At 31.5% G+C, this 25464-nt stretch carries 23 protein-coding genes; 14 read left to right on the top strand and 9 right to left on the bottom strand.

Annotation, left to right across the window (positions count from 1 at the left end):
- Positions 1-36: 36 nt before the first annotated feature.
- From CLU81_RS20185 to CLU81_RS20175, 3 genes are all read right to left on the bottom strand, one after another.
- Positions 37-558 (bottom strand): hypothetical protein, encoded by a 522-nt coding sequence (locus CLU81_RS20185; protein WP_099711441.1) that lies wholly within the window; start codon positions 556-558, stop codon positions 37-39.
- A 103-nt stretch (positions 559-661) separates the two neighbouring features.
- Complete coding sequence (locus CLU81_RS20180; protein ID WP_099711440.1) at positions 662-1531, bottom strand: alpha/beta hydrolase family protein; 870 nt, start codon at positions 1529-1531, stop codon at positions 662-664.
- A gap of 348 nt (positions 1532-1879) precedes the next feature.
- Entirely contained in the window at positions 1880-2752 is an 873-nt protein-coding gene (locus CLU81_RS20175; protein ID WP_099711439.1) for an AraC family transcriptional regulator, read from the bottom strand.
- A gap of 449 nt (positions 2753-3201) precedes the next feature.
- Here CLU81_RS20175 and CLU81_RS20170 point away from each other — a divergent pair, with 449 nt between their 5' ends.
- From CLU81_RS20170 to CLU81_RS20160, 3 genes are all read left to right on the top strand, one after another.
- Positions 3202-3621 carry a DUF3244 domain-containing protein gene (locus CLU81_RS20170; protein ID WP_099711438.1) on the top strand — a complete coding sequence of 140 codons (420 nt, stop codon included), beginning with the start codon at positions 3202-3204 and terminating at the stop codon, positions 3619-3621.
- Positions 3622-4317: 696 nt separating this feature from the next.
- On the top strand, positions 4318-4725 hold the full coding sequence (locus tag CLU81_RS20165; RefSeq protein WP_099711437.1) for a T9SS type A sorting domain-containing protein: 408 nt from the start codon (positions 4318-4320) through the stop codon (positions 4723-4725).
- A gap of 748 nt (positions 4726-5473) precedes the next feature.
- Positions 5474-5860, top strand: a complete 387-nt coding sequence (locus CLU81_RS20160; RefSeq protein WP_099711436.1) for a secretion protein — start codon at positions 5474-5476, stop codon at positions 5858-5860.
- Positions 5861-5917: 57 nt separating this feature from the next.
- On the opposite strand, the gene CLU81_RS20155 is transcribed toward CLU81_RS20160, so the two are convergent.
- Positions 5918-7120 (bottom strand): hypothetical protein, encoded by a 1203-nt coding sequence (locus CLU81_RS20155; protein ID WP_099711435.1) that lies wholly within the window; start codon positions 7118-7120, stop codon positions 5918-5920.
- Positions 7121-7173: 53 nt separating this feature from the next.
- Positions 7174-7590, bottom strand: a complete 417-nt coding sequence (locus tag CLU81_RS20150) for a helix-turn-helix domain-containing protein (RefSeq protein ID WP_099711434.1) — start codon at positions 7588-7590, stop codon at positions 7174-7176.
- A gap of 193 nt (positions 7591-7783) precedes the next feature.
- Here CLU81_RS20150 and CLU81_RS20145 point away from each other — a divergent pair, with 193 nt between their 5' ends.
- Entirely contained in the window at positions 7784-8095 is a 312-nt protein-coding gene (locus tag CLU81_RS20145) for a hypothetical protein (protein WP_099711433.1), read from the top strand.
- 63 nt (positions 8096-8158) lie between these two features.
- On the opposite strand, the gene CLU81_RS20140 is transcribed toward CLU81_RS20145, so the two are convergent.
- The 3 genes from CLU81_RS20140 to CLU81_RS20130 all read right to left on the bottom strand — a co-directional run bounded on the left by CLU81_RS20140 (position 8159) and on the right by CLU81_RS20130 (position 15004).
- Positions 8159-9292, bottom strand: coding sequence for a hypothetical protein (locus CLU81_RS20140; protein ID WP_099711432.1), 1134 nt, complete (start codon positions 9290-9292; stop codon positions 8159-8161).
- Complete coding sequence (locus tag CLU81_RS20135) at positions 9289-11376, bottom strand: N-6 DNA methylase (protein WP_099711431.1); 2088 nt, start codon at positions 11374-11376, stop codon at positions 9289-9291. Before CLU81_RS20135 ends, CLU81_RS20140 begins: the two co-directional genes overlap by 4 nt.
- A gap of 187 nt (positions 11377-11563) precedes the next feature.
- On the bottom strand, positions 11564-15004 hold the full coding sequence (locus CLU81_RS20130) for a methylmalonyl-CoA mutase family protein (RefSeq protein ID WP_099711430.1): 3441 nt from the start codon (positions 15002-15004) through the stop codon (positions 11564-11566).
- Positions 15005-15310: 306 nt separating this feature from the next.
- On the opposite strand from CLU81_RS20130, the gene CLU81_RS20125 reads away from it, so the two are divergent.
- The 10 genes from CLU81_RS20125 to purU all read left to right on the top strand — a co-directional run bounded on the left by CLU81_RS20125 (position 15311) and on the right by purU (position 22834).
- A complete protein-coding gene (locus CLU81_RS20125) occupies positions 15311-16882 on the top strand; it encodes a murein L,D-transpeptidase (protein WP_099711429.1) in 1572 nt (523 codons plus the stop codon).
- A 197-nt stretch (positions 16883-17079) separates the two neighbouring features.
- Positions 17080-17421 carry a hypothetical protein gene (locus tag CLU81_RS20120; protein ID WP_099711428.1) on the top strand — a complete coding sequence of 114 codons (342 nt, stop codon included), beginning with the start codon at positions 17080-17082 and terminating at the stop codon, positions 17419-17421.
- A gap of 345 nt (positions 17422-17766) precedes the next feature.
- On the top strand, positions 17767-17937 hold the full coding sequence (locus tag CLU81_RS26870; RefSeq protein ID WP_158235354.1) for a hypothetical protein: 171 nt from the start codon (positions 17767-17769) through the stop codon (positions 17935-17937).
- A gap of 21 nt (positions 17938-17958) precedes the next feature.
- Positions 17959-18639 (top strand): hypothetical protein, encoded by a 681-nt coding sequence (locus CLU81_RS20115; protein ID WP_099711427.1) that lies wholly within the window; start codon positions 17959-17961, stop codon positions 18637-18639.
- Positions 18640-18964: 325 nt separating this feature from the next.
- Positions 18965-19612 (top strand): hypothetical protein, encoded by a 648-nt coding sequence (locus CLU81_RS20110; RefSeq protein ID WP_099711426.1) that lies wholly within the window; start codon positions 18965-18967, stop codon positions 19610-19612.
- Positions 19613-19707: 95 nt separating this feature from the next.
- Positions 19708-20130 (top strand): cytochrome c oxidase assembly factor Coa1 family protein, encoded by a 423-nt coding sequence (locus tag CLU81_RS20105; RefSeq protein ID WP_099711425.1) that lies wholly within the window; start codon positions 19708-19710, stop codon positions 20128-20130.
- Positions 20131-20140: 10 nt separating this feature from the next.
- Positions 20141-20701, top strand: coding sequence for a hypothetical protein (locus tag CLU81_RS20100; protein ID WP_099711424.1), 561 nt, complete (start codon positions 20141-20143; stop codon positions 20699-20701).
- 83 nt (positions 20702-20784) lie between these two features.
- Complete coding sequence (locus CLU81_RS20095; protein ID WP_099711423.1) at positions 20785-20991, top strand: hypothetical protein; 207 nt, start codon at positions 20785-20787, stop codon at positions 20989-20991.
- Between the two features lie 166 nt (positions 20992-21157).
- Positions 21158-21877: a DUF4197 domain-containing protein gene (locus tag CLU81_RS20090; RefSeq protein ID WP_099711422.1), complete on the top strand. Its 720-nt coding sequence runs from the start codon at positions 21158-21160 to the stop codon at positions 21875-21877.
- A 102-nt stretch (positions 21878-21979) separates the two neighbouring features.
- Positions 21980-22834: a formyltetrahydrofolate deformylase gene (gene purU / locus CLU81_RS20085; protein WP_099711421.1), complete on the top strand. Its 855-nt coding sequence runs from the start codon at positions 21980-21982 to the stop codon at positions 22832-22834.
- 424 nt (positions 22835-23258) lie between these two features.
- Here purU and CLU81_RS20080 read toward each other — a convergent pair whose 3' ends face one another.
- A complete protein-coding gene (locus CLU81_RS20080; protein WP_099711420.1) occupies positions 23259-24752 on the bottom strand; it encodes a catalase in 1494 nt (497 codons plus the stop codon).
- Positions 24753-25464 lie beyond the last annotated feature (712 nt).

Below are 25464 nucleotides of genomic sequence, written 5' to 3'. Positions count from 1 at the left end.
CTTACGATCTCCTTTTTTTAGTTTAGTACAAATTGATTACAATTTCACTCTTTTAACATTACTATCATCAATATTATATTTTTTGATAACTGCATTATAATCTGAGTAATCCATTTTATTAACAGATTTACCAGCTCCAAGTTTTTCACCAGGAACGATAACAATCCTAAAGACTTGATTTTGAGTCCAATCAGATGATAATGTATTTAATGGAAAATCCGCTGCAAGCCAAATACTAACGTCATTTACTGTAAAATCATAATTAAAATCTAATGCGCCACCATCACTCATATAATATGTTTGAGGCATTAATCTCCAAACTTTATTTCCATTATTAACTTCATAGAGATGATAAACTAAAACAACATCATATGGGTAAATCTGCGCACTAAAAGGAATTACTACAGAGTATCCAGTAGGATTAAAATCTACTTCTCTTTCAAAAACTTGACCAATTAATCCATCATATCCCGGAGGTCCTTGAGGCCCTTCTGGTCCTTCACAACTAGAAAACGCAATTAGTCCAACGACTGCAAAAAGTGTAAGTATCTTTTTCATGATATTTGTGGTATTTATTAATTTTTAGAAATTTTATATATAAAGATATTCCAAAAATCAAACCAAAAAAAATATTTTACGCAGTTAACGTTGAATTTTTCTATTATTTTTTCACAACTAACTGATTTTTAAGCAGTATTTTATTAAAAAATAACACATGATAAGGCAATGAATTCTCCCAGTAATCCCAGGTATGAGCTCCGGGACGTTCTGTATAATCGTGTTCTACTTTGTTATAAACCAATCTTCGGTGTAATTCTCTGTTGGGTTCTATTAAAAAATCGTCAACTCCACAATCTATAATTAGTGGTAATTTGTTCGCTTTAATTTTATCGAGCATATTCATAACCGCATATTGCGCATACATTTCTGAACTATCGCTTTTATCTCCAAAAACCGGTTGCATTAATTTCACTACCTGAGCCGAGGAATCTCTATTAAGCATTACGCTCATATCAACCGCACCACTCATACTTCCGGCAGCACAAAACAAATCAGGATGTTTTGCCGATAAATACAAAGCGCCGTGACCACCCATAGAAAGTCCCGTAATAACTCTTCCGCTTCTATTGCTTATAGTTCGATATGTTTTATCTACTTTCTGAATGACTTCCTGCGTAATAAAAGTCTCAAACTGACTTCCTTTATTTACAGGACTATCCAGATAAAAACTAAATGTTTCGCCTTCTGGCATTACAATAATAATATTGTATTGATCAGATAGATTTTGAACCAGTTTTTTATTTGGTGTATTTTTCAACCAGTCGCTAAAATGCCCGTAAGCACCATGTAATAAATACATAACCGGATATATTGTTTTGCTTTTAGCATACGAATTTGGCAATACAACAGCAGCTTTGTAGGTTTTGCCCATTGCTGTACTGGCAACTTGTAGAGTATCCACTTTTGCTGCATAACTCAAAGACGAGACGCACAAAAGAACCGTAAATACTAAGATCTTAAAGTTTTTCATATTTATAATTTTCGATTAAGGGTTGTAAATATAGCCTTTTTCCGAATTAATTATATGAAAAATCCGACCAGTTTTTCTCTGCTCGGATTATGAATTTGTGATATTTTTTTGCCCACGGATTTTACAGATGAAGCGGGTTTTCACTGATATATTTTTTTCTGCGAATTTCATTCATTATCATTAATGGAATGCTGGGCATCTTTTTTTGCCCACGGATTTTACGGATGGAACGGGTTTTTACTGATTTATTTTTTTCTGCGAATTGAATTAGTGTAAATTCGTAACATTCGTGGCAAAAAAAATATCTGCGACAATCGGTTAAATCCGTAAAACCCGCGGCCAATCATCTTAACTAATAATAATCTTGTGTTCAAGACGATATTGCGAAGCGCTTTTACCTGTATATTGTTTGAACGATTTACTAAAGTGACTGAAATTATTAAAACCACTTTCGTAACAAACCTCATTTATACTCATTGGTTTCTCTGCCAAAAGTTTTGAGGCATGAACCAATCGGTATTCGTTTACAAATTCGGTAAAAGTTTTATTTGAAATCTTTTTGAAATAACGACAAAAAGAAGGCGTTGTCATACTCACTAAACGCGAAACCTCATCTATAGCAATTGATTCCTGAAAATGATCTTTCACATAATTAAAGACTACATTTATTCTATCACTGTCCTGAGTTTGCAATTCTAATGAAAAACCATCGGCATTTAAAACCGTATAATCACTAGACGAATCTAATTCATCCAGAATACTCAAAAGCGTCAATAATCGTTCAAATGGAAGTTGTTTTTCCATCATTTCGATTTTCTTACCAATCTGTTTTTTAGTTTCACCGCCAAAAGCAATTCCACCTTTAGACTGGTTAAAGATATTCTGAACTTTTCTCATTTCGGGAGCGATAAAAAAATCATTCCCTAAAAACTCCGGTTTAATATGAATAACGGTTTCGTTTGTGTTTCCCGTTTGTTCGTTGGTAAAACCACAATGTGGCAAATTAGCACCTATTAGAATCAAATCACCGTTGGTATAATAAGAAACATGGCTTCCTATTTGTCTTTTCCCTGCTCCACCGTTTATATAAACCAATTCAATCTCCGGATGGTAATGCCATAAATGAGCTTTACTATTGGTCTTTTCGGCGTGTTTAGTGTAGGTAAAAGAACTTCCGTAGGAGTTTGATATCACTTCAAGAGCTGGGGCGATTGTCTTCATGATAATATCTTTAAAAAATAATAGCAAATTTAACTAAAACACCTACAATAACTCAAAATTTAACCTATATCGGTTTCGTAACTGAGAATATTGCACGAAAAGTAATCAGAAAATAAAATCACAAAACACGATTATTAAGTTATTTTTTCAAGACCCATATTTTTATCCTTGATTTTTTCAATATATCTCATTTTAAAAGCCGTTTTATAAAAATCTAGTAATTTTTGTAAGAATATTGGATTATTCAAAAAATGTTAATAAATTTGAAAAGGTTAAATAATAATAACTGAATTAACTAAAACGTAAAAAATAATTCAAATTTTAACCTATAACGCTTTCGTAAATGAGAATATAGCATCGAAATAGGAAAATACAGTTGTGAAAAATTAATAACTACCGAGGTAATTTAGCATCAGAAAATTAGAAGTAAAATTTAAACAACGATAGTTATGAAAAAGATCTTAAAATTTAGTTTAGTATTTGCAGTGCTTTTTACAGGAATGAGTTCTTATGCAATTGATGGTAATGATAACGGAAGTAATGATTTTAATCTTCACGTATTAAAGAACAACGGAAAATTAATCACGTTTGCTATGAATCAGATTAAAAAAGCAAACCTGACAATATATGATAAAGATGGTACTGTACTTTATTCTGAATCAGCTTCAGGAAAAGACGGAATCTTAAGAACTTTTAGCTTAGAAGAATTTCCAGCAGGAACTTATTTCTTAGAAGTTGAAGACAACGCAAAAAAAGTAAGACACGAAATTACAATTACTGATGAAACTTCGGTTTTATCATCAAAAGCAGTTTCGTCAGTTTATAAAGCAGGTTTCTCTGCAGACAAAACAAGCGTAGCAGTACGCTAGAAAAGTTTATACTCGCATACAGTATAAAAATGAGGTTAGATAGTTAGTAAAGTTTAAAAACTGTATAGTTTTAGAAACAGCTCTTTGTGGTTATTGAGCTGTTTTTTTTTGCTCTTTACTTTTTTAAACTTTTTTACCACAAAGGTTTTTTTACCGCAAAGGTTTTTTACCGCAAAGTACGCAAAGGTTTTTCTCCTGTATTGCGTTTAGCAAACACAAAGTTCGCAAAGCTTTATGTCAACACAAAGCTTTGCGAACTTTGCGTTTAATATGCATAATCCTTAATAAAAAACCTTTGCGCGCTTTGCGGTTAATAAACACAATCCGGAGCAAAACTTTATCAACACAAAGCTTTGCGAACTTTGCGTTTAATATCTTCAATCCAAAATAAAAAAAAACTTTGCGCGCTTTGCGGTTAATAACACACAATCCTAAACAAACAACTTTGCGGTTAAATTCCAGACTTTATTTTGTAAGAAACACAGATAAATTTACTTTCTCTTAATTCAAACAAAACATTGAAAAATAATAAACTAATTAACAAATACACTAATTATAATTCAAACTTTAACCTATAACGGTTTCGTAAATGAGAATATAGCATCGAAATTGGCTAATAGAGTTGTGAGAATAATTCTATTTCATAAGTAATTTAGCATCAGAGAATTAGAACTATTAATTTAAAAACTAAATACCATGAAAAAGATTTTAAAATTAAGTTTAGTATGTGCTGTACTTTTCACAGGAATGAGTACTTATGCAATCGACGGGAATGAAGATTTTAATCTTCACGTAATTAAAACGAATGGGAAAGTGATTACGTTTGCTCTTAATCAGTTAAAAAAAGCCAGTTTAGCAATTTACGACAAAGATGGTACTCTAATTTATTCTGAAGAAGCTTCAGGTAAAGATGGAATTTTGAGAACTTTTAGCTTAGAAGAATTTCCTCAAGGAATTTACTTCTTAGAAGTTGAAGATAATGTAAAAAAAGTGAGACATGAAATTGTAATAACTGACGATGCTACAGTTTTGTCTAAAAAAGCAGTTTCATCAGTTTACAAAGCAGGTTTTTCTGCAAATAATACAAGCGTTGCCACACGCTAAAAAAGTGTAAGTTCATAAAGTCTAAAAGTGAGATTAGATGATATGAAAAATTTAAATAATAGTGTTCAAAAAACAGCTCCTTTGACGTTCATGAGCTGTTTTTTTTTGCTTTATACTTAATGGTTTTACCATGAAATGTCTTTTTTACCGCAAAAAAATTTTTACCGCAAAGTGCGCGAAGATTTTTATCCTGTATCGCGTTTAGCAAACACAAAGTTCGCAAAGCTGTATGTTGATAAAGCTTTGCGAACTCTGCGTTTAATATGTATAATGCTTAATAAAAAAAAACTTTGCGCGCTTTGCGGTTAATGCACAAAATCCTAAATAAAAACCTTTGCGCGCTTTGCGGTTAATTATACACAATACAAAAAAAACTTTGTGGTTAAATATTAAACATAAATCTGAGATTACATGATCTGAAAAATTCAAATAATCGTGTTCAAAAAACTGCTTCTTAGACGTTCATATGACGTTTTTTTATATCCATTTTTTACTGACTTTTTGCAAACCATCTTTTTTTGGAAAATTATTCTTAATAATTTCAAATAACTGATTTTTACGCTATTAAAAAAATGCATTAAAAAACATCCACGAGCCCAGTAATTACGTACATAGTTCAGATAAAACGCAGAAACATCTTTAATTCAGCAATTTACACTTATAAAAAAGTGATTTTTTTGCATAAAATTAAATTTCTATTTGTAGTTTTGGGCGTTCCACAAAATAGTAATAAACAATTAAAAAAGACATGACAAAATTTACCAAAATGGGCTTAGTTGTTGCCTTATTTTTAACAACGATTTTTACTTATGCAATTGATGGAAAAGGTGATTATATTTTGAATATAAGAACCGGAAACGGAAAAGTGGTTAGTTTTGCTATCAACACCGTTGAAAAATCAATTTTCTCTATTTTTGATGAAAATAATAATTTAGTTTACACAGGAGATTCTGCTGCAGACAAATTAGAGATTTCAAAAACTATAAGTTTAGAAGGTTTTCCTGCTGGAACTTATGTATTAGAAGTAAAAGAAAACAGCAAAGTTGTTAAACACGAAATTAAAGTTTCAACTAAAAAAGTAAAAGCAGCTAAGCTTGACGACACGGTAAATCAAAGCCCAGCTTTTCGCCGTTAATTTGTCTTTTTTGCCTTAAAGATTAAAAGCATCAGCCGTCGCTGATGCTTTTTTTTTTTAATTCGTTTCGGTAATAATTTTATACAATTCCTGACAATAAGTAAACTTGTCATTTTGTTGGTTTCTTTTGTTTTCCTGCCCGGCTTCATAAACCGAAATCTGAAATGAAAACAATATTCTAATCGCCATATTTTGAGCTAAAACATTCTTGTTATCTAACTTCATCGCATTCAAATCCTTAATTTCAGATTTCCAAAACTTAAAATTAGTAGTGCTTTTAGCCGATTTTAATTCCTGGTCAAAACGAAGCCAAAGTCTATCTAAAATTTCATTTTCTAAAACCTTAATCTTTTCAATTTTTTCAATTTCATCTTTATATTCTCTGGACTTTTTGATTTCGGCAATCTTAGTTCTTAGAAAATTATCTTCATTTGTATTAAAAAAAGTAATTCCTTTTTCGCAGGCATTCACCAAAAGAACCATTTCTTTATTCCCCTTTAAACTATCGGCAATTCGCAAATTTTTATCATAAATTCGTTTGATAATTGTATCGTTCTTTGGTCTTATGTTTTTCCGATACGCCTGAATTTCCAACCAGTCAAATGCGCGAAGCATTTCAGATTGTTTAGGCCAAACATGTTCTTCATGAGAAACAAAAAGCGTGTTTACAATCCTTGATTTATCCAGCCATTCTTTATTTTTTATCATTTCCTGATAATTCATATCCTTATCTCCAACCATGCCTACATACGAGAAATTATTAGACGGAGGCATAAATTTATCTGCTCCATTAAAAGACGCGCCACAAGCAATAACTCCTTGAAAAACACCTGTAGATATCCCAAAATAACTAGCTAATCTTGCACCGCCCGAAAAACCCGATATATAAAGTTGTGAAGTATCAACGGCGTAGTTTTGCAATACATCATCAAATAATCTATTGGCAATAGAAATATTATTTTGGGTTGAGCCATTTTTTAAAGTATTGGAGCATACCAAAATATAATTATAAGTTTCGGCAGCCAAAATAAAGGGCTCAATCCCTATTTTACCTCTTGCGGCTGGTTCGAAAATAAAAACCAAAGACAATGGAGTTTTAGCATCGTATTTTTTAGGCAAATATATTGCATACGATTCCGTTGGAGTGCTTGCAACTTTAACCGAATCGATAATAACTCCGGTTTGCAACAATTGCTTATCCTGAGCAAAACCAAAAACCGTAACCAAAAGAAATAGAATATAATAGATCGTGTTTTTCATAACACTAAAATAAAAAAACCTTTCATTTCTGAAAGGTTTTTGAATGAATATCTTTATTTCTGCTTTAGTAATTTTTCTAAATATTCGACTTTATCTTTTTCCGCCTGAAGCAAACGTTCGTAAAGATTTTTGTTTTCTTCTACGGTTTCCATTAATTTATCTAAAGGATTGAAAGTGCAATGATTTGTGCCAAAATTAAATGCACCAGTATTATTTGTATCGTTAAAAGTATTAAAATAATTAATCATACCTTCTTCTGAAAAACTTTTAATCGCTTCAACTGTTACACCAAGTGCTTTCGCAACTTCAATAAGTCTTTCTTCTTCTATTGTTTCGCTGTTTTCAATAGCAGAAATCGTTTGCTGACTTATTCCTAAAGCAAGCGCCAAAGCTTCCTGTTTCATATCACGAAGTTCACGAATACGGCTTATTTTTCGCCCTATATGATTTGGTTTTGTAAGTGTGCTCATAATTCAAAGATAATAATTAAGTGTGAAAAACTTCAACTGGTAAAAAACTTATTTCAACTGTTCAGATACCCGCCAAACAGGTTTGGTAACATACAATCTATCGCTTCCTTCGCCAAGTTAAACAAAAGTAAGATTTTTATTATAATAAATTATAAAAACGATTAACAATAAACAAATTAAAAATATACGCCTTATGGAAACAAATGAAATTGAAAAATTAGCAAAACTTAAAAGATTAACCGCTCAATATTTTACAACTCTAAAACCAACAAATAGCAAAAATAGTTCTGTAGTTCAATTTAGGGTTGTCAATTATTTAGAATTAGGTTGCGTCATTACAGATATGCTAAAATTATGTATTTTGGCACTAGATCACGATATGCATAAAATCGAAGAAAAGAAAAACGAATCTATAAATGTGAGTTTGATTCTGGAAACTGTTGTGCAAATGTTTCCTTTGGATGAATTTGAGTTTTTGAGTTATGTTGGGGAAATGGTTGGTTAATGTTTTATAGGATTAAAAAAAGCAGATAATTTAAAATCTGCTTTTTTAAAACCATTAATTCATTTATAAAGTATTAGTTGATAGCCGAATATATATGCTGTTTATAGCTTCTGTAATGGATAAAATAGTATCCGAAACTTTATTTTTATCTTTAATAAAATCACCTAGAGTAATTGTTCCTGAACTAGTCGATACATTTTCCAAAAGTGCATTATTTGATAGATGAATTAAATTATTTCTCACTATTTGAATAACATTATCAGAATCACTTGGTAAATCTAAATCTGTTAAAAAATTGGCATGATTTCTTGCAATATTAATGGCAGCACCTAAGCCACTAATATTCATAATAGCAGGCGTTACAACATTATCTGAAGACCAAAAATCTATAATATTGCTTACACTTCTAATCTCCAGAAAAAAATCGGCCCCTTTTTGAAACCTTTTTATCCTGCATGTATGATGTGTTGGATCTGTAGGATTAGTTAAATATGTACTGTAATTATTAGGCATAGCATTGGGAAAACTGACTCTAAATCCATTTGGGTCGGGAAAAATATTTATATCAGAAATATCATACACATCTTGAGTTGGTGCGCCATAGGTATAAGTATAACCCAAATGATGTAATGCATCTCTTAATGTTCCTTCCAGTGCTACTGAAATCAATGCTAAAGAAGCTGCATTTCTATTATTATTAAAAGCTATTATACTTTGCTGTATATATTGTAATACATGGTCAGGTACAATTTCATTGATATGATAATTTTTATTTCTCAATCCAATTTTTATTTCTAAATCATACTCTTGAACTGATATTCTCCATTCCCATTCCCATTCAGCATTAGATCTATATCGAATTTTATTGTCTGTAGACAAATTAAAGAAAGCGTTATCAAGAAAATTATCTTGTGAAACTCCTATTACACCATTTGCTAATAGGTAATCATATAATTCTTCGATAATTTTAATCAATAAATTTTGTCCTGACCTGTCAGCAGTTCTCCTAATTTTATTTCTAATAACTGTTATTTGATTTTCAAATGTATCAGCATTAATTCTGTAAGGAGAAATTTGCCCGAACATTGCGCGTTCTGTAGCTTCTAAAATTTTTCTTTTATCACTTACATATATATTACACACTCGATCGAAACAATTTTGCAATTCTTCAATACTTATTATAGGAAATGAATTCATATTTTTTTCTCCTCCCTTCCTAAAGTATTTAATTTTTCATTTAATTCACTCTCAAGATTGGAAATTTTAACAAGGGCAGTACCATATTCTTCAGAAAGGGCGTTAAATTCTAAAATAGTTTTTTCCTGAATTTCTATACTTGGCAAAGGAATAATTATTTCTTCTAAACTTTTAAAATTCAATGAAGGTATCACTGAACCACTACTTTTATCCAAAAATTGCTCTTGTACAATTTTACTATTTATAGCAATTGCTAAATATTCAGGCAATACTAAATTTTCTTTTACTTTAAGTCCTATAATATGTCTGTTTATAAACATATTACTATATTCAGAAGTAACCAAAGCGGCTTTTCCTCTATTTGGTCCAATTGCATTTATTAATATTTGACCAAACTCAGTCTTAATGCTTTTCTTAGGAATAAGTTTTTTAGATGTATATGAAAACCCATCTTCTACTATTCTCATCCTTCTAACAGAAGCTGGTCCTATATATGGAATATCTCCAATTTTATCAGATACTAACTGATCTCCACGAAAAATATTATATGATAATTCTTTTAATGGAATAAAAATATAATTTTTATTAAAATCTTCTTCATCCAAATTTTGTGTAAAAAGATACTTTGAAAAATGCAAATTTTCAAAATTTACGTCATCTACAATAAAACCTAATTTTGATGGATCTACTTCTTTAGAAGATCTAAATTTTGCAAGATTTGTCAGTATACAGTGAATATTTTCAAATTTTGAACAATCAATCAAATATTCCTTTGGACTATCCTCTAATGTTGCAAAAAAAGTTCCTACATTTTTTTTGCCTTTTATAATAGTTAGGAGTGTTGTTTTTACTGAAGAATAAGGTTTAAAACTATCTTGTGGAAGACTAATTATAGAGTCTATACTATTGTTATTAATAATATATTTTCTAAACTTTAAAAATTGATTTGAAGATAAAAAACTATCGGGAACAATTACAACAACTTTTCCATTTTCTCCAACAGAATTTAATGCATTTTCAATAAATAGTGAAGTGCTATCTTTAATTCCTCTATAATCATAATCTTCATTTATTATATTAGCTACTTTAACATTAAAAGGCGGCGCGATTAAAAATGATTTAGGGATATCTCCAGAAAATTTAAACTTTCCATTAATTGGAGTAGGTTCTAAAATAATCTCAGTCTCCCTCTTTAGAAAAAGTAATTGCTGTATTTTAATCCAATAATAGTATTCCGTATTTGTATAATATGATAAAACATTCTCATTTTCATTGAAATAAATTGAAGAAGAAAAAGAACCATTTCTTGCAAACATATCTACAATTTTATCTTCTTTATTAGGATTCAAAATCTTAACCATTAAATCAGTAAGCCATCTTGGAATTATTAAATCTTTAGAATTCTTTAAAAATAAATCATCAATAAACTCAATTACAGTCAAATTATTTTCAAGTAGATTAATACTTTCCAGTCTTTCAATAGCATCCGAGATAATTTCACGATCAGAATATTTTCTATTATATAAGTAGTTTATCTCATTATTAATAAAATAATTATATTCAATATCATTTAAATCAAAACGATAGTTAATCTCTTTTTTTAATTTACCATATATTATTATAGAAATATCATACAATCTATTACCTGTTATTGGAAAACTTTTTAAGTATTCAAAAACATGATTTAAAACAATATTAAAAAACTGCTTTTCTGTATTTTTAATGACATTAAAAGCTGAATAAATAACTTCTTCAACTTTTTCAGGACGTCCTCCAACGCCAGTTTTCATCCATAAATATTCATATCCATTTGTTAGTACAAAATATTCCGCATTTACTTCTTGTGCTTCTTTTTGAACCCTCCTTGTTAATGGATGATACTCAATATCATCAATCGCCTGTAAATTTAAGCTATTTCGGTTTTTAACTTCAATAACAATGTAAATACCATCTTCTTTCTTAACAACAACGTCAATCCTGTTTCTGTTATCTGTCGGATATTCAAAAAAAATACTTTCAGAAGGATAACCTAGATCCTCTAGATATTTTTTCACATATCTAAACAATTGTAATTCTTGCTCCATATATGTATTATTAAGTTTTTCTTTAAATAGTTAATTTTTATATTTCTGATCAGCTAATATAAAGAAACATTTTCTTATAAAAATGAGGAAAACCGTAAATCAAATAATTTAATCAAAATCAAAAAGCCAACAAAAAAACCTCCCATTATCTGAGAGGTTTTTCCATAAATCTATAAAACAGTAAATTCTACATATTTCTTCTATATTGCCCGCCAACTTCAAACAATGCCGAAGTAATCTGACCAAGCGAACAAACCTTTGTAGCTTCCATTAAATGGTCGAATAAGTTTTCGTTTTTAATTGCGGCTTCTTGTAGTTTGTTTAAATGCTCGTTTACTTTTGCTTCGTGAAACTGGTGTAAATTATCTAGCATTGTAATTTGATATTGCTTTTCTTCTTCAGTGGCGCGAATTACTTCTGCCGGAATTACCGTTGGAGAACCTTTTGAACTCAAGAAAGTGTTTACTCCCACAATTGGGAAATCTCCGTTGTGTTTTAGAGTTTCGTAATACAAACTTTCTTCCTGAATTTTAGAACGTTGGTACATTGTTTCCATTGCTCCAAGAACTCCGCCACGCTCTGTGATTCGGTCGAATTCTTGTAGAACGGCTGCTTCAACTAAATCTGTTAATTCTTCGATGATAAACGAACCTTGAATTGGGTTTTCGTTTTTCGCCAGACCTAATTCTTTATTAATAATCAACTGAATCGCCATTGCTCTACGCACAGATTCTTCGGTTGGTGTTGTAATCGCTTCATCGTAAGCATTTGTATGTAGCGAATTACAGTTGTCATAAATCGCATACAAAGCCTGCAAAGTCGTTCTGATATCATTAAAATCAATTTCCTGTGCGTGTAATGAACGTCCGGAAGTCTGAATATGATATTTTAGCATTTGCGCTCTTTCGTTGGCTCCGTATTTGTTTTTCATGGCTTTTGCCCAAATTTTACGTGCCACACGACCAATTACTGAATATTCCGGATCTACTCCGTTGGAGAAAAAGAACGATAAATTTGGTCCAAAATCGTTGATATTCATTCCGCGGCTTAAGTAATATTCCACGTAAGTGAAACCATTCGAAAGCGTAAATGCCAATTGCGTAATTGGGTTCGCCCCTGCCTCTGCAATATGATATCCTGAAATCGAAACCGAATAGAAATTACGAACGTTCTTGGTAATAAAATATTCCTGCACGTCGCCCATTAATCTTAGAGCAAATTCGGTAGAGAAAATACAAGTGTTTTGCGCCTGATCTTCTTTTAAAATATCGGCTTGAACCGTTCCACGAACTTGTGATAATGTTTTAACTTTTATTTCATTATAAACTTCCAAAGGCAAAACCTGATCTCCGGTAACTCCCAAAAGCATTAATCCTAAACCGTTGTTTCCTTCTGGTAAATCGCCTTGATATCTTGGTCTTTCTGTCCCTTTTTCTTTGTATATTTTGTTGATTTTAGCCTCAACTTCTTTTTCAAGATCGTTTGCTTTGATGTAATATTCACATTGCTGATCGATCGCCGCATTCATAAAAAAGCCCAACAACATTGGCGCTGGTCCGTTTATGGTCATACTTACAGATGTTAAAGCGTGCACCAAATCAAAACCTGAATATAATTTTTTAGCATCATCCAAACAACAAATCGAAACTCCCGCATTACCGATTTTTCCGTAAATATCAGGACGAATATCCGGGTCGTTTCCGTACAAAGTCACACTATCAAAAGCAGTCGAAAGTCGTTTTGCCGGCAATCCTGCGCTCACATAATGAAAACGTTTGTTGGTTCTTTCCGGTCCGCCTTCTCCGGCAAACATTCTTGACGGATCTTCGCCTTCACGCTTAAACGGATATAATCCTGAAGCAAACGGAAATTCTCCGGGAACATTTTCCTGTAAATTCCAACGCAAGATATCGCCCCAAGCTTCATATTTAGGCAAAGCAATTTTTGGGATTTGTAAATGTGATAAACTTTCAGAATGTGTTGCAATCTTAATTTCCTTATCACGAACCTTAAACGAGTAAATCGGATTTTTGTATTTGGCTACTTTTTCATCCCAATTCAGGATAATTTCCCAATTGTACGGATCTAAATCCATTTTTACTTTATCAAACTGATTTAGTAAAAGGTTCAAAAAGATTCTGTTTTCGTTAAGTCCTTCGACTTCGCTCAGGATGACACTATTGTCGTCAATTCCTGCTTTATTTATCTGTGGAATTTTTCCTGAAACTGATTCTATCGTTTTAAAGATTCCGTATAATTTTTGAGCTACTTTTTGCTGCGAAAGTGCGATTTCATCATAAGATCTGTTATTCTCTGCAATTTCAGACAAATAACGCGTTCTGTGTGGCGGAATCACGAAGATTTTCTCGCTCATTTCCTTAGTAATCTGGAAAGTCGATTTTAATTCGGATTCTGTTTTCTCCACAATTTTATCCATAATAGCTTTATAAAGCGTGTTCATTCCTGGATCGTTGAACTGAGATGCAATTGTTCCGAAAACCGGCATTTCATCAGGGTTTATATCCCAAAGATTATGATTGCGCTGGTATTGTTTTTTAACGTCACGAATGGCGTCAAGTGCTCCTCTTTTGTCAAATTTATTCAACGCTACAAGATCAGCAAAATCAAGCATGTCGATTTTCTCTAATTGAGTCGCTGCACCAAATTCCGGAGTCATTACATATAAGGATACATCAGAATGGTCCATAATTTCCGTATCTGATTGTCCGATTCCTGAAGTTTCCAGAATAATCAAATCGTATTTTGCGGCTTTTAAAACCTGAATCGCTTCGGCAACATATTTAGATAATGCCAAGTTTGATTGACGTGTCGCCAAAGAACGCATATAAACACGAGGGTTATTAATGGCATTCATTCGGATTCTGTCTCCTAAAAGTGCTCCTCCGGTTTTTCTTTTCGAAGGATCGACAGAAATTAATCCGATTGTTTTTTCAGGGAAATCAATTAAAAATCTACGAACTAATTCGTCAACCAAAGAAGATTTTCCTGCTCCACCAGTTCCTGTAATTCCCAGAACTGGAATTTTAGAATTGGCATTATTCGTATGAATCTGATCGAAAACCGGTTTTGCAATCTCAGGAAAATTCTCCGCTGCCGAAATTAATCGTGCAATTGCGGTTGGAATTTTATTTTCGATGTGATCGATTTCTCCGTTTAGTTTATCTCCAATAGGATAATCTGCGCGTTCTACCAAATCATTAATCATTCCTTGTAATCCCAAAGAACGACCATCATCCGGAGAATAAATTCTTGTTATTCCATATTCATGTAATTCTGAAATTTCGCTTGGCAGAATTACTCCGCCTCCACCACCAAAAATCTTAATATGTCCTGCTCCTTTTTCATGAAGTAAGTCATACATATATTTAAAATATTCGTTATGTCCACCTTGATACGAAGTCATTGCGATTGCATTTGCATCTTCCTGAATAGCGGTATTTACCACTTCTTCGACACTACGATCGTGACCTAAATGTATTACCTCAACTCCTGTTGACTGAATAATACGGCGCATAATGTTGATTGCAGCGTCATGTCCGTCAAAAAGTGAAGCAGCGGTTACAATTCTTACTTTATTTTTAGGATTATATGGTTTTTGTTGTTCCATTTTATGAATATGATAATTTTAAGGGAGCAATTTACAAAATATTTTAATATTTGATTACTGCTATTGCTTTATGTTAACAAAAAAAAGAAATGTTTTTTTCATCTGCAAGGGTAACAATCTCAAACGTTATAGTATATACCTTATATAAGTCTTATAGAAATGTTAACAACATGGCAATTTCGCAACATTTAAATTGAATCTAACAACTTGTTTAGCAGTAACCTAAAGTAATTTAGCAGTGTAGAAAAGCCCCAAATTTTTACCAAAAACTTCCTAACGAACAATAACGTAAAAATTTAAAATAAAATGAAAACATTATATCCTTTCGCCATAATTTTAGTCGTAAGTTTCTTTACATCATCTTTTAATAACCTTGAGAAAAATGATGTAATCACCAAAAAAACTTTGGCAGACATTTACAAGAATGCTTCTGATAAAAATGATGATGTAGTAGACACAGAAATTCTAAATGATTTCTTTAGAAGATATTCTGATTTAAAAAAATACCAAAACGATGTGATCTCTTTATACAAAAACAGATCTTACGGAACTATATGGTATAAAAATGGAAAAATAACTGAATTTGGAAATGTATTGTACAAAAAATTAAACGGTACAGATAAAGAAACTTCAAAAATTGAATTTCCATATAACGAAGAAATCAATCAGATGTTTAATGAAACTTCAAAAGAGAAACTTTCAAAAACAGATGCTGATATGTTATTAAGTGCTGCATATATTATGTATGCTAATCGTGCAATCGAAGGTAAAAAAGCAATTTCATACGAAACTTTATTAGATTCTTTAATGACTAAACCTACTTTATTAGAGAAAAACAATGCCGGAGTTTCTAATCAATATGATAAACTTCAGATTGCTTTAAAAAAATACAAAAAAATAGAAAAAGAAAATACCTGGACACCTATCACAACAGAAACTCCTTATAAAGATATCAGACCTGATGCAAAATCAATTACAGTTGCTCAAATTAGAAACAGATTGTTTGTAATGGGCGATTTGAAAAATGATTCTAAAAGTGATGTTTATGATCAGGAATTAATGGATGGTGTGATGAAATATAAATTGAGAAATGGTTTAAAACCAAATTACATCATTAATGAAGATCATATTAAAGACTTGAACACACCAATTGCTGATAAAATCAAAACTTTAATGATTAACATCGAACGTGCCAAAACTATTTTACCTCAACTATCTAAAGACAAAGAATATATAATGGTAAATGTGCCATCATTTGAATTGGTTTATGTAAAAAATGGTAAAATAGAATTGACTTCAAAAGTTTTTGTAGGTTCTCAATTGACCAAAACAACAATTTTTAACGGTAATATTGACAAAGTTGTTTTTAGCCCTTATTGGACTGTTCCTCAAAGTATTGTTGACAATGAATTGAAATCAAAAATTGCAGCTGACAAAAATTATCTTGCAGATCACAACATGGAAATCGTAAATGGTCAAGTAAGACAAAAACCGGGTGCAGATAACTCTTTAGGATTAGTAAAATTTATTTTCCCAAATCCAGATGATATCTACATGCACGATACGCCAGCCAAAACATTATTTGATTTTGAAAAAAGAACTTTTAGCCACGGTTGTGTGAATGTAAATAAAGCCAAAGAACTTGCAATTGCAATGTTACAAGATTATCCTGAATGGACAGAAGACAGAATTAACAAAGCAATGGATGGTACTGAAGAAACTACTTTTAAATTGCCAAACAAAGTGCCTATCTATATTTGTTATTTTACTTCATGGGTAAACGAAGCCGGAGAAGTTAGTTTCTATCAAGACGTTTATGAGAGAGATAGTGATTCTAACAACCTAATTTCTAGTCCTGCAGAAATAGCTTCAAATTAAGATATTTAATTGGTAAATTAATAAACGGAAAACTGTATAAAATTAATTTTTTATACAGTTTTTTATTTTATTTCATCAGTCAAAAAAAACACCTTAACATATTAATTTTAAACCCTTTAAAGGCTAAAATAAATTAGAAACCGACTGACCTTTGTACTATAATTAATACCACTATTATAATACAAAATCAATTTATCATGAAAACAGAAAATATCGAAGGATTAACACTTTTTGAAATAAATTTATTGATCCAACAAGGCGCTAGATTTGTAATGTTTCCAAATTTAATGACCAAATTTAAAAGTTCAACTATTTATTTTATTCGCCCTGAAGAAAGTAAAACAAAGTATATAATAAAACATTTTCTAAAAAACATATTACAAAGCTGGCGTACGTTTCCTTTAAGACCAATGTATCTGTCAAAATCTTTATTTTATTTAGCAATTGGAGGCAGCGATTATACACATCGAATTTTAGCCGATTTAAAGCAAATCAATCCTGTTTATAATCCGAATTTATATTGTTTACAATACGTTTAAAATCCTACTTTATATAATTCAAAACGAAAAACACCTTTTTTGCCCAAAACAATTATTTTATTAGCAATAAGCTAAAATACAGCAACTTAATCTGGTTTATAAATCCTAATTTATATTGCTCACAATACGTTCAAATCCTACTTTTTATATTAATTCGAAAGCGAAAATATCCTAATATATTTTCGCTTTTTTTTATTTATAAAATCCTCAACTCATTAAAAAGCATATTATTTTCTTTTCATTTATGAAGTAAAAATGTCTTAAAACAACAGACTTTAAATCTTTTAAGAACTATTGCTTAAATCGATTAAAAGATATTTACAAAAATTTTCTCATAAGTTTGAAATGAAAAAACAGGTTTTAATTTTTAGTCTTGCAGTTATTTTATTTTGCTCCTGCAATAAACAGGCATTAACCGAAGATTATTCGGGACTTGAGAAAAATATTGCACATCCTAAACCTCCAAAAACCGAAGGTCCTCCTCGTATCCTATTTATTGGAAATAGCCAAACTTAATACTTTGTAAGTGCTCCAATATTGTTTAAAGAATTTTGTAATGCAAACAATCAACCTGTCAATGTTGATCAATTAATAACCGTTGGGGTTTCACTTCAAAAGGTTTATGAAACAAACAAAACAGAGGCTAATCAAATTTTTTCTAATCAGGATAAAGATGGTAATTATTTCGATTATGTAATTATTCAGGAATCAACTGCGATAGCTTTATCCGAAGTCGATAAATACAAAGCAAATGTGAAAATGCTTGTCGAAAAAATACATAAAAACAGTCCAGGTGTCGCAATCTATATTTATCAGGGAATATCTCCACTTTCATACACTGATTCTAACTTTATAACAACTCATACTAAACTGCGTAAAAATGCCATTTCGATTATGAGCTTTATTAAAAATGCAGGTTTACTAAAAATAGGCGATGCTGTAAAAGATGCCTATGATGGAAAAAACGGCTATAAATATTTGGTTGAAAATAAAGATAATCTGCGTTATGGAAAACATACGCTTCATCTTATAAACGATGGCGGATTCCTGCAAGCTAATTTACTTTACGCAACTATCTTTGGCAAAAAACCAATGATTCCTAAAAAACTTCTGCTAATTAGAGGGAATGGTTATTATGATTCTATGCGAAAACAAGAAGTTAATGAGGCAATTAGCAACCCGGAAGCTTTGCAAGAAATAGCCTTCGATAATAAGTAGCTTCATTTTATTTAGTAATTGGAAGCAGCGATTACACATATACGATTTTAGCTGATTTAAAGTAAATCAATCCTTATAATCCTAATTTATACTACTTGCAATATGTTTAAAACCCTATTTATTTATAATTCGAAAACGGAAAACACCTTTTTGCCTCAAAAGTTTATTCTTCAAATAATTATCTTATAAAAATTACCTTAAGTTGTTACTTTAAAAACTTATACTGGCAAACCTACAAGTTGACAAAAGATAAATTTACAAATTGAGTTTAGCTCTTTCTTACCACTGAACTCTTTCTTTATTTAACTTCTAAACCAACTATAAGATGAGAACCACTACATTCAGATTATTTATTTTATGCATCGTTCTTGGTGCAACCGCTTGTTCTTCTGATGATTCTAATGAAAAAGAAACAGACTCTTCTGTAAAAAAACTTTACGATTATTATGTTGATGCAAACATGCAAAAATCAATCGATCAGCTTGGTATAAAAATCCATAAAGGTGATACTCCGCCAAACGTAGAAGGTATTTATACAATTGATCCTTTTCGCTGTACAATGTCAAATTTTAATGATGGATATTTAGGTGTCACACTTGGTACATCAACACTAACATTATCCAATCAAAATACAGCTAATCTTAGTGTTGATTTCAAAAACTTAACTATTTATTCTTTTGATTCTAATAATGAAATCTGGGAAGGAAAAGGCTCTTTTATATCTGGAGAAGGCAATAAATTTTCTATATTTCTGCATAGTAATGGCGAGCTAAACAAAGCAAGTTATACTGCGAAATATCAAAACCTGATTATTTTATCCGGAGAGTTGGACATTCTGAACAATCAAATTAAAGGAATCAAAAATTTGCAAATGGCATCTATCATGCACGATGATTATGACGATCCATATAACACTTTGATCTCAATAGGACAAGGACGTCTTTTTGAAAACAATTATGCCGAAGTAGAATAATCGAAAACAGTATTAAAGTAAATTTCTTCATCTATTTTTTTTTAATTTTTAACTAGAATAATAGTATCTTTCTGATCTTAAATTATTTTTTGATTATGGAAGATTCGAATGAATTAATTGTTAGAAAAAGTTGGTGGGACAGAAACTGGAAATGGTTTGTACCAACAGGATGTTTAAGTCTTATTGTACTTTTTGGCTTGTTTATAGCCGCAATTTTCTTTGGAGTTACTTCGATGATGAAAGATTCTGATGTTTATAAAGAAACCCTTACTGAAGTACAGCATAATAAAGTAATAATTGAAAAACTAGGAAGTCATATCGAAGCAAACGGAATGACATCCGGGAATATTAGTTTAAGTAACGACACCGGAAATTGCGATTTACAAATCCCGATAAAAGGTTCTAAAGGAAATGGAACTATATTTATTGTTGCCGAAAAAAGAGGAACTTGGAAATACAGTGTAAAGTCCGTTTATATTGAATCTTCAAAAGAAGAAATTGATTTATTGAAGAAGTAAAACAATACTAATGAAATCAATTTTATTGCTCTACTTATGCTTTCTTCAAAGCGTTTATGGAATGGCTCAATCCAATGCCAAATATGATATTTATACCAATAGAATAAAACAATTCTCGAAACCTGCCAAGGTTTTGTACAGTCATATAAATGCAGATGGAAACGGTTCTATCGAATTTACAAATGCTAAAAAACAAATACTGCGATTTCGCTTAAAAAATCAGAAACCGGAAGTATTGCATGGCGGAATTACTTTTCAGCTTTTTTATTATAATAACGACTATCTGCAAAGAATCGAAACTTTTGATATTAATGGAAATTTAGCAGCTGAACACGAATCGAATAATGAAGCTGCAATTGTTTTCATTATCGAAAAAACTGAATTGTATTTAAAGAAAAAGAAATTAATAGACGACGCCGAAGGAAATATTGATCTAAAAGACGATACAACAGAAAAAATCATTCGCATACAATTGTACGACCAAAATAATCTGCCAATCAAAGCAATGCAATCAAACTATATTTCCAGTAAAACTTATTGGAATTATAATGTGAGAATGTATTGGCCGTGAGAGGAAGATTCCTAGGTTCTGAGATTCTAAGTTGCTAAGATTTTTAGCGTAATATTTTAATAATGTAATTAGTCCGAAAAAACATGGCAAAAGAACCTTTCGCTGAACAATTAACTTCGATTTGGATTGGTGGATTTTTCTTCTGGATTTTGAAAGGATTTACAGGAAAATTAGTCGATCAATATAATACTGAATTTGATAAACGAAATCTTTGGGCTGGTTATATTCTTCAACTATTTTTTGTTGGGATATTAGTTTTCTTTCTCATTAAAGATCGAGTTCAAATATGAGAAATTAAAAGCAAAAAACACCTTAGCAACTCAAAACCTCAGGATCTCAGTACCTAAAAAAAAGCTATTGTTAAGTATAAAACAAATTGTTTATTCTCCTAACATAAAATTGTGGCTTTGTTTTTGAATAAGTAGTATTTTTGAAACTTATATAAAAACCTACTTAATGAAAAAGATTTTAATTTTAGCCCTTGTATTTTCTCTTAGCTCTTGTGCTCAGGTACAACAAACCCTAAATCAATTACCGCAATTGTCATCGCAACTTCCAGGAATTGGCGGCGTAGACATCGCATCTGGATTAAAAGAAGCCTTAAATAAGGGAATTACGCAACAAGTGAGTAAATTGACCGCAGTTGATGGTTTCTATAAAAATGAAGCTGTAAAAATTTTAATGCCGGCTGAATTACAAAAAGTAGATGCTACTTTACGTAAAATAGGATTATCATCTCTTGCTGATGAAGGTATTAAAGTCTTAAATCGTGCTGCTGAAGATGCGGTAAAAGAAGCAACGCCAATATTTGTTTCGGCTGTTAAAAATATGTCGTTTACAGATGCAAAAAATATCTTATTAGGAAATGACAGCGCTGCAACCAGTTATTTGCAAAATAGCACAACTACTGCTTTATACGGAAAATTTAATCCGGTAATTAAAAGTTCTTTCGCAAAAGTTGGTGCTGATGTAGTTTGGACAAACATTATAAACAAATACAACACAATTCCATTAGTTAAAAAAGTAAATCCTGATTTGACGGATTATACAACTAACCAAGCTTTGGCAGGAGTTTTTAAAATGATTGCCGTTGAAGAAAAAGATATCCGTACTAATATTAGCGCAAGAACAACGCCTTTACTTAAAAGCGTATTTGCAATGCAGGACGGAAAATAATTTTATATCTAAGGTTCAAAGGCTCAGAGTAACAAAGGTACAAAGCAACCTTTGCAACTTTGAACCTTTGTAACTTTGTTACTAATCAAAAAAAACACCAATATGCAAAAAATTACCATTCTGATTCACTGCAAAGACAAAAAAGGGATTATTGCCTCAGTAACTACTTTTATTGCAAAGGTAGAAGGAAACATTACCTACATTGACCAACATGTTGATGTAGAACAAAATGTGTTTTTTATGCGATTGGAATGTGAATTGACCAATCACAACATAACGATCGAAAATCTAAAAGCCGATTTTAACCAAACGATCGCAACGGAATTTAATATGTCCTGGGATTTATACAATCAGGAACAAAAACCAAAAATGGCGTTGTTTGTATCGAAATACGATCATTGCCTTTTTGATATTTTAGGACGTTACAGCGCAGGAGAATTAAATGTAGAAATTCCGGTAATTATCAGTAATCATAATGATTTAAGATCTATTGCCGAACGTTTTGATATTCCGTTTCACTGTGTGCCTTTTACAAAAGACAATAAAGAAGAAGGTGAAATCAAACAAATTGAATTATTAAAAAGATATCAAATCAATTTTATTGTTTTGGCGCGTTATATGCAAATCATTACTCCGAATTTGATTTCGCTTTACGAGAATAAGATTATCAATATTCACCATTCGTTTTTACCTGCTTTTCCTGGTGCAAAACCTTATCACTCGGCATTCAAACGTGGTGTGAAAATTATTGGTGCCACAAGTCACTATGTTACAGCAGAATTAGACGAAGGTCCAATTATCGAACAAGATATTACTCGCGTTTCACACATACATTCAATTGATGATTTTATCATGAAAGGACGAGATTTAGAACGTATTGTTCTCGCTCGCGCTATTAAATTGCATGCCGAACGTAAGACTATGGTTTATAGTAATAAGACGGTTGTTTTTTCTTAATGCTTATTTTTTAACCGCAAAGTGCGCGAAGGTTTTTCGCTAAGTTTCGCTAAGTTTTTGGATTTGAGATTATTTAGCTTTGTTTGAAGATCACAAAGCTTTGTCTATAATTTTTGGCCACTGATTATACTGATTTAAACGGATTTTCGCCGGTTTATTTTTTTGAATCTACATATTAAACCGAAAACTGGACTAAAGTCCAGCTCTACAATATTAATAGAGCTAAAGCTCTTTTAAAGTTCCGAAGGAACGAATTATATTGTAAGGCCGGATTTCAATCCGGTTTACATAAAGAAATATTTATATTTATTATATAAAACAACAAAACCCGACAGATTTTAAAACCTGTCGGGTTTATTATTTAAAATCGAAGGCAAACTTTGAGCCTTTGTAACTCAGAACCTTTGAACCATCAAAAAAAACCTTATCGAATTTCGATTAATAATCGTGGATCAGAAAAGTTATTTACTTCATCCATTGTTAGTCCTAAAGCATTTGCTACACCTTCTCCGTATGCAGGATCGGCTTTATAACAGTTGCGGATATGACGAATCTGAATGAACTTTTGTGCTCCTCCTACTTGTCCTGCAGTATTTTTGAATAACAATTGTTTTTTCTCATCTGTTAATAAACGGAAAAGCAAACCTGGCTGTGTGAAATAATCATTATCATCATCTCTGAAATTATGCGCCCACGCATCTCCATGAAGTTTCAACGGTGGTTCTTTAAATTCAGGTTGTTCCTGCAATTCTCCAAAACTATTTGGCTCATAATGTTTCTTCGAACCATTATTTCCATCTACACGCATTGCTCCGTCTCTATGAAAAGTATTGTAAGGACATCTTGAAGAGTTTACCGGAATTTGGTAATTATTAACTCCTAAACGATATCTGTGCGCATCTCCGTAAGAGAACAAACGTGCCTGAAGCATTTTATCCGGTGAGAAACTAATTCCAGGAGGTACATGCGCAGGATTAAAAGCTGCTTGCTCTACTTCGGCAAAATAATTTTCAGGATTTTTATTTAATTCAAATTCTCCAACAGGAATCAATGGATAATCACCTTTTAACCAAACTTTAGTTAAATCAAAAGGATGGAAACGATAATTGTCTGCTTGTTCTTCGGTCATAACCTGAATGAACATTTTCCATTTTGGGAAGTTTCCTTCTTCAATTGCATCAAATAAATCACGTTGGTGACTTTCTCTGTCTCCTCCTACTAATTTAGCCGCTTCTTCATCAGAAAGATTATCAATTCCTTGTTGCGTTACAAAATGAAATTTCACATAATGTCTCTCATTTTGATGATTAATGAAACTAAAAGTATGACTACCAAATCCATGCATTTGTCTGTATGATCTTGGGATTCCGCGATCACTCATTACGATTGTAATTTGGTGTAAAGCTTCTGGTAACAAAGTCCAAAAATCCCAATTGTTATCAGCACTTCTCAAATTGGTTTTTGGATCACGTTTTACAGCATGATTTAAATCAGGAAATTTCATTGGATCACGAAAGAAGAAAACAGGCGTATTATTTCCTACCAAATCCCAATTTCCTTCATTAGTATAAAATTTCAAAGCAAAACCACGAATATCTCTCTCAGCATCAGCAGCACCTCTTTCACCCGCAACAGTTGAAAAACGTGCAAACATCTCCGTTTTTTTGCCAATCTCAGAAAATATATCGGCTCTTGTATATTTTGTAATATCATGAGTTACCGTAAAAGTTCCGTAAGCACCAGATCCTTTTGCGTGCATTCGTCGTTCCGGAATAACTTCACGATCAAAATGCGCCATTTTTTCTAAAAACCAAAAATCTTGTAATAAAACAGGTCCACGAGGGCCAGCTGTTTGAATGTTTTGATTGTCTGGAACGGGAGTTCCTGTTGCAGTTGTTAATTTTTTATTTGATTCCATATTGCTGATATTTAATGTTTTATCAAATATACAAACTTATCTTTACGATATTGATAAACAAAATTGATTGTTATTATATTTTAATAACCAAAAGTTATTTAACGTTACAGAAAGCTCAGAAAAGCCTTTTCTATAATCTTAACTTATGTCCAACAAAGTAATAACAAAACCTTAACAGCTAAACATACATATATGTCGGACCTTTGTAATGTAATAAACTGGTTATTTATTATTTTGGTTTTGGTTAGTTAAATGATGCCGGCTTCTTCGAGATGCCGGCATTTTTTTATGCCTTAAAAAGTTTCTTTTGTTTCATGTTGTTTGACTTTGAACATATATTTAACCGCAAAGTTCGCAAAGCTTTTTGTCATGGATTACGCTCACTAAACGCAAAGTTCGCAAAGCTTCAACATTAACTTATATCCAACAAAGTAATAACAAGATCTTAACAGCATAAGGTTGATATATGTCGGATCTTTGTAATGTAATAAACTGGTTATTTATTATTTTGGTTTTGGTTAGTTAAATAATGCCGGCTTCTTCGAGATGCCGGCATTTTTTTATGCCTAAAAGTTTCTTTTGTTTCAGGTTTAACGTTTCATGTTTCGTGGCTTTGAGCATAATTTTACCGCAAAGTTCGCTAAGTTTTTTCGCAAAGTTTCGCTAAGATTTAGGCCCTTTGTGGGAAGTTATTTTCTATCGAAAAAAGTTC

The sequence above is a fragment of the Flavobacterium sp. 9 genome (genome assembly GCF_002754195.1).
In the GTDB taxonomy this organism is placed as follows: domain Bacteria; phylum Bacteroidota; class Bacteroidia; order Flavobacteriales; family Flavobacteriaceae; genus Flavobacterium.
This window is presented reverse-complemented; position numbering and strand designations above follow the sequence as displayed.

Bases quoted from the DNA above. Each gene is read 5' to 3' on its own strand.
- CLU81_RS20185 (WP_099711441.1), bottom strand. From the start codon at position 558: ATGAAAAAGATACTTACACTTTTTGCAGTCGTTGGACTAATTGCGTTT.
- CLU81_RS20180 (WP_099711440.1), bottom strand. From the start codon at position 1,531: ATGAAAAACTTTAAGATCTTAGTATTTACGGTTCTTTTGTGCGTCTCG.
- CLU81_RS20175 (WP_099711439.1), bottom strand. From the start codon at position 2,752: ATGAAGACAATCGCCCCAGCTCTTGAAGTGATATCAAACTCCTACGGA.
- CLU81_RS20170 (WP_099711438.1), top strand. From the start codon at position 3,202: ATGAAAAAGATCTTAAAATTTAGTTTAGTATTTGCAGTGCTTTTTACA.
- CLU81_RS20165 (WP_099711437.1), top strand. From the start codon at position 4,318: ATGAAAAAGATTTTAAAATTAAGTTTAGTATGTGCTGTACTTTTCACA.
- CLU81_RS20160 (WP_099711436.1), top strand. From the start codon at position 5,474: ATGACAAAATTTACCAAAATGGGCTTAGTTGTTGCCTTATTTTTAACA.
- CLU81_RS20155 (WP_099711435.1), bottom strand. From the start codon at position 7,120: ATGAAAAACACGATCTATTATATTCTATTTCTTTTGGTTACGGTTTTT.
- CLU81_RS20150 (WP_099711434.1), bottom strand. From the start codon at position 7,590: ATGAGCACACTTACAAAACCAAATCATATAGGGCGAAAAATAAGCCGT.
- CLU81_RS20145 (WP_099711433.1), top strand. From the start codon at position 7,784: ATGGAAACAAATGAAATTGAAAAATTAGCAAAACTTAAAAGATTAACC.
- CLU81_RS20140 (WP_099711432.1), bottom strand. From the start codon at position 9,292: ATGAATTCATTTCCTATAATAAGTATTGAAGAATTGCAAAATTGTTTC.
- CLU81_RS20135 (WP_099711431.1), bottom strand. From the start codon at position 11,376: ATGGAGCAAGAATTACAATTGTTTAGATATGTGAAAAAATATCTAGAG.
- CLU81_RS20130 (WP_099711430.1), bottom strand. From the start codon at position 15,004: ATGGAACAACAAAAACCATATAATCCTAAAAATAAAGTAAGAATTGTA.
- CLU81_RS20125 (WP_099711429.1), top strand. From the start codon at position 15,311: ATGAAAACATTATATCCTTTCGCCATAATTTTAGTCGTAAGTTTCTTT.
- CLU81_RS20120 (WP_099711428.1), top strand. From the start codon at position 17,080: ATGAAAACAGAAAATATCGAAGGATTAACACTTTTTGAAATAAATTTA.
- CLU81_RS26870 (WP_158235354.1), top strand. From the start codon at position 17,767: ATGAAAAAACAGGTTTTAATTTTTAGTCTTGCAGTTATTTTATTTTGC.
- CLU81_RS20110 (WP_099711426.1), top strand. From the start codon at position 18,965: ATGAGAACCACTACATTCAGATTATTTATTTTATGCATCGTTCTTGGT.
- CLU81_RS20105 (WP_099711425.1), top strand. From the start codon at position 19,708: ATGGAAGATTCGAATGAATTAATTGTTAGAAAAAGTTGGTGGGACAGA.
- CLU81_RS20100 (WP_099711424.1), top strand. From the start codon at position 20,141: ATGAAATCAATTTTATTGCTCTACTTATGCTTTCTTCAAAGCGTTTAT.
- CLU81_RS20095 (WP_099711423.1), top strand. From the start codon at position 20,785: ATGGCAAAAGAACCTTTCGCTGAACAATTAACTTCGATTTGGATTGGT.
- CLU81_RS20090 (WP_099711422.1), top strand. From the start codon at position 21,158: ATGAAAAAGATTTTAATTTTAGCCCTTGTATTTTCTCTTAGCTCTTGT.
- purU (WP_099711421.1), top strand. From the start codon at position 21,980: ATGCAAAAAATTACCATTCTGATTCACTGCAAAGACAAAAAAGGGATT.
- CLU81_RS20080 (WP_099711420.1), bottom strand. From the start codon at position 24,752: ATGGAATCAAATAAAAAATTAACAACTGCAACAGGAACTCCCGTTCCA.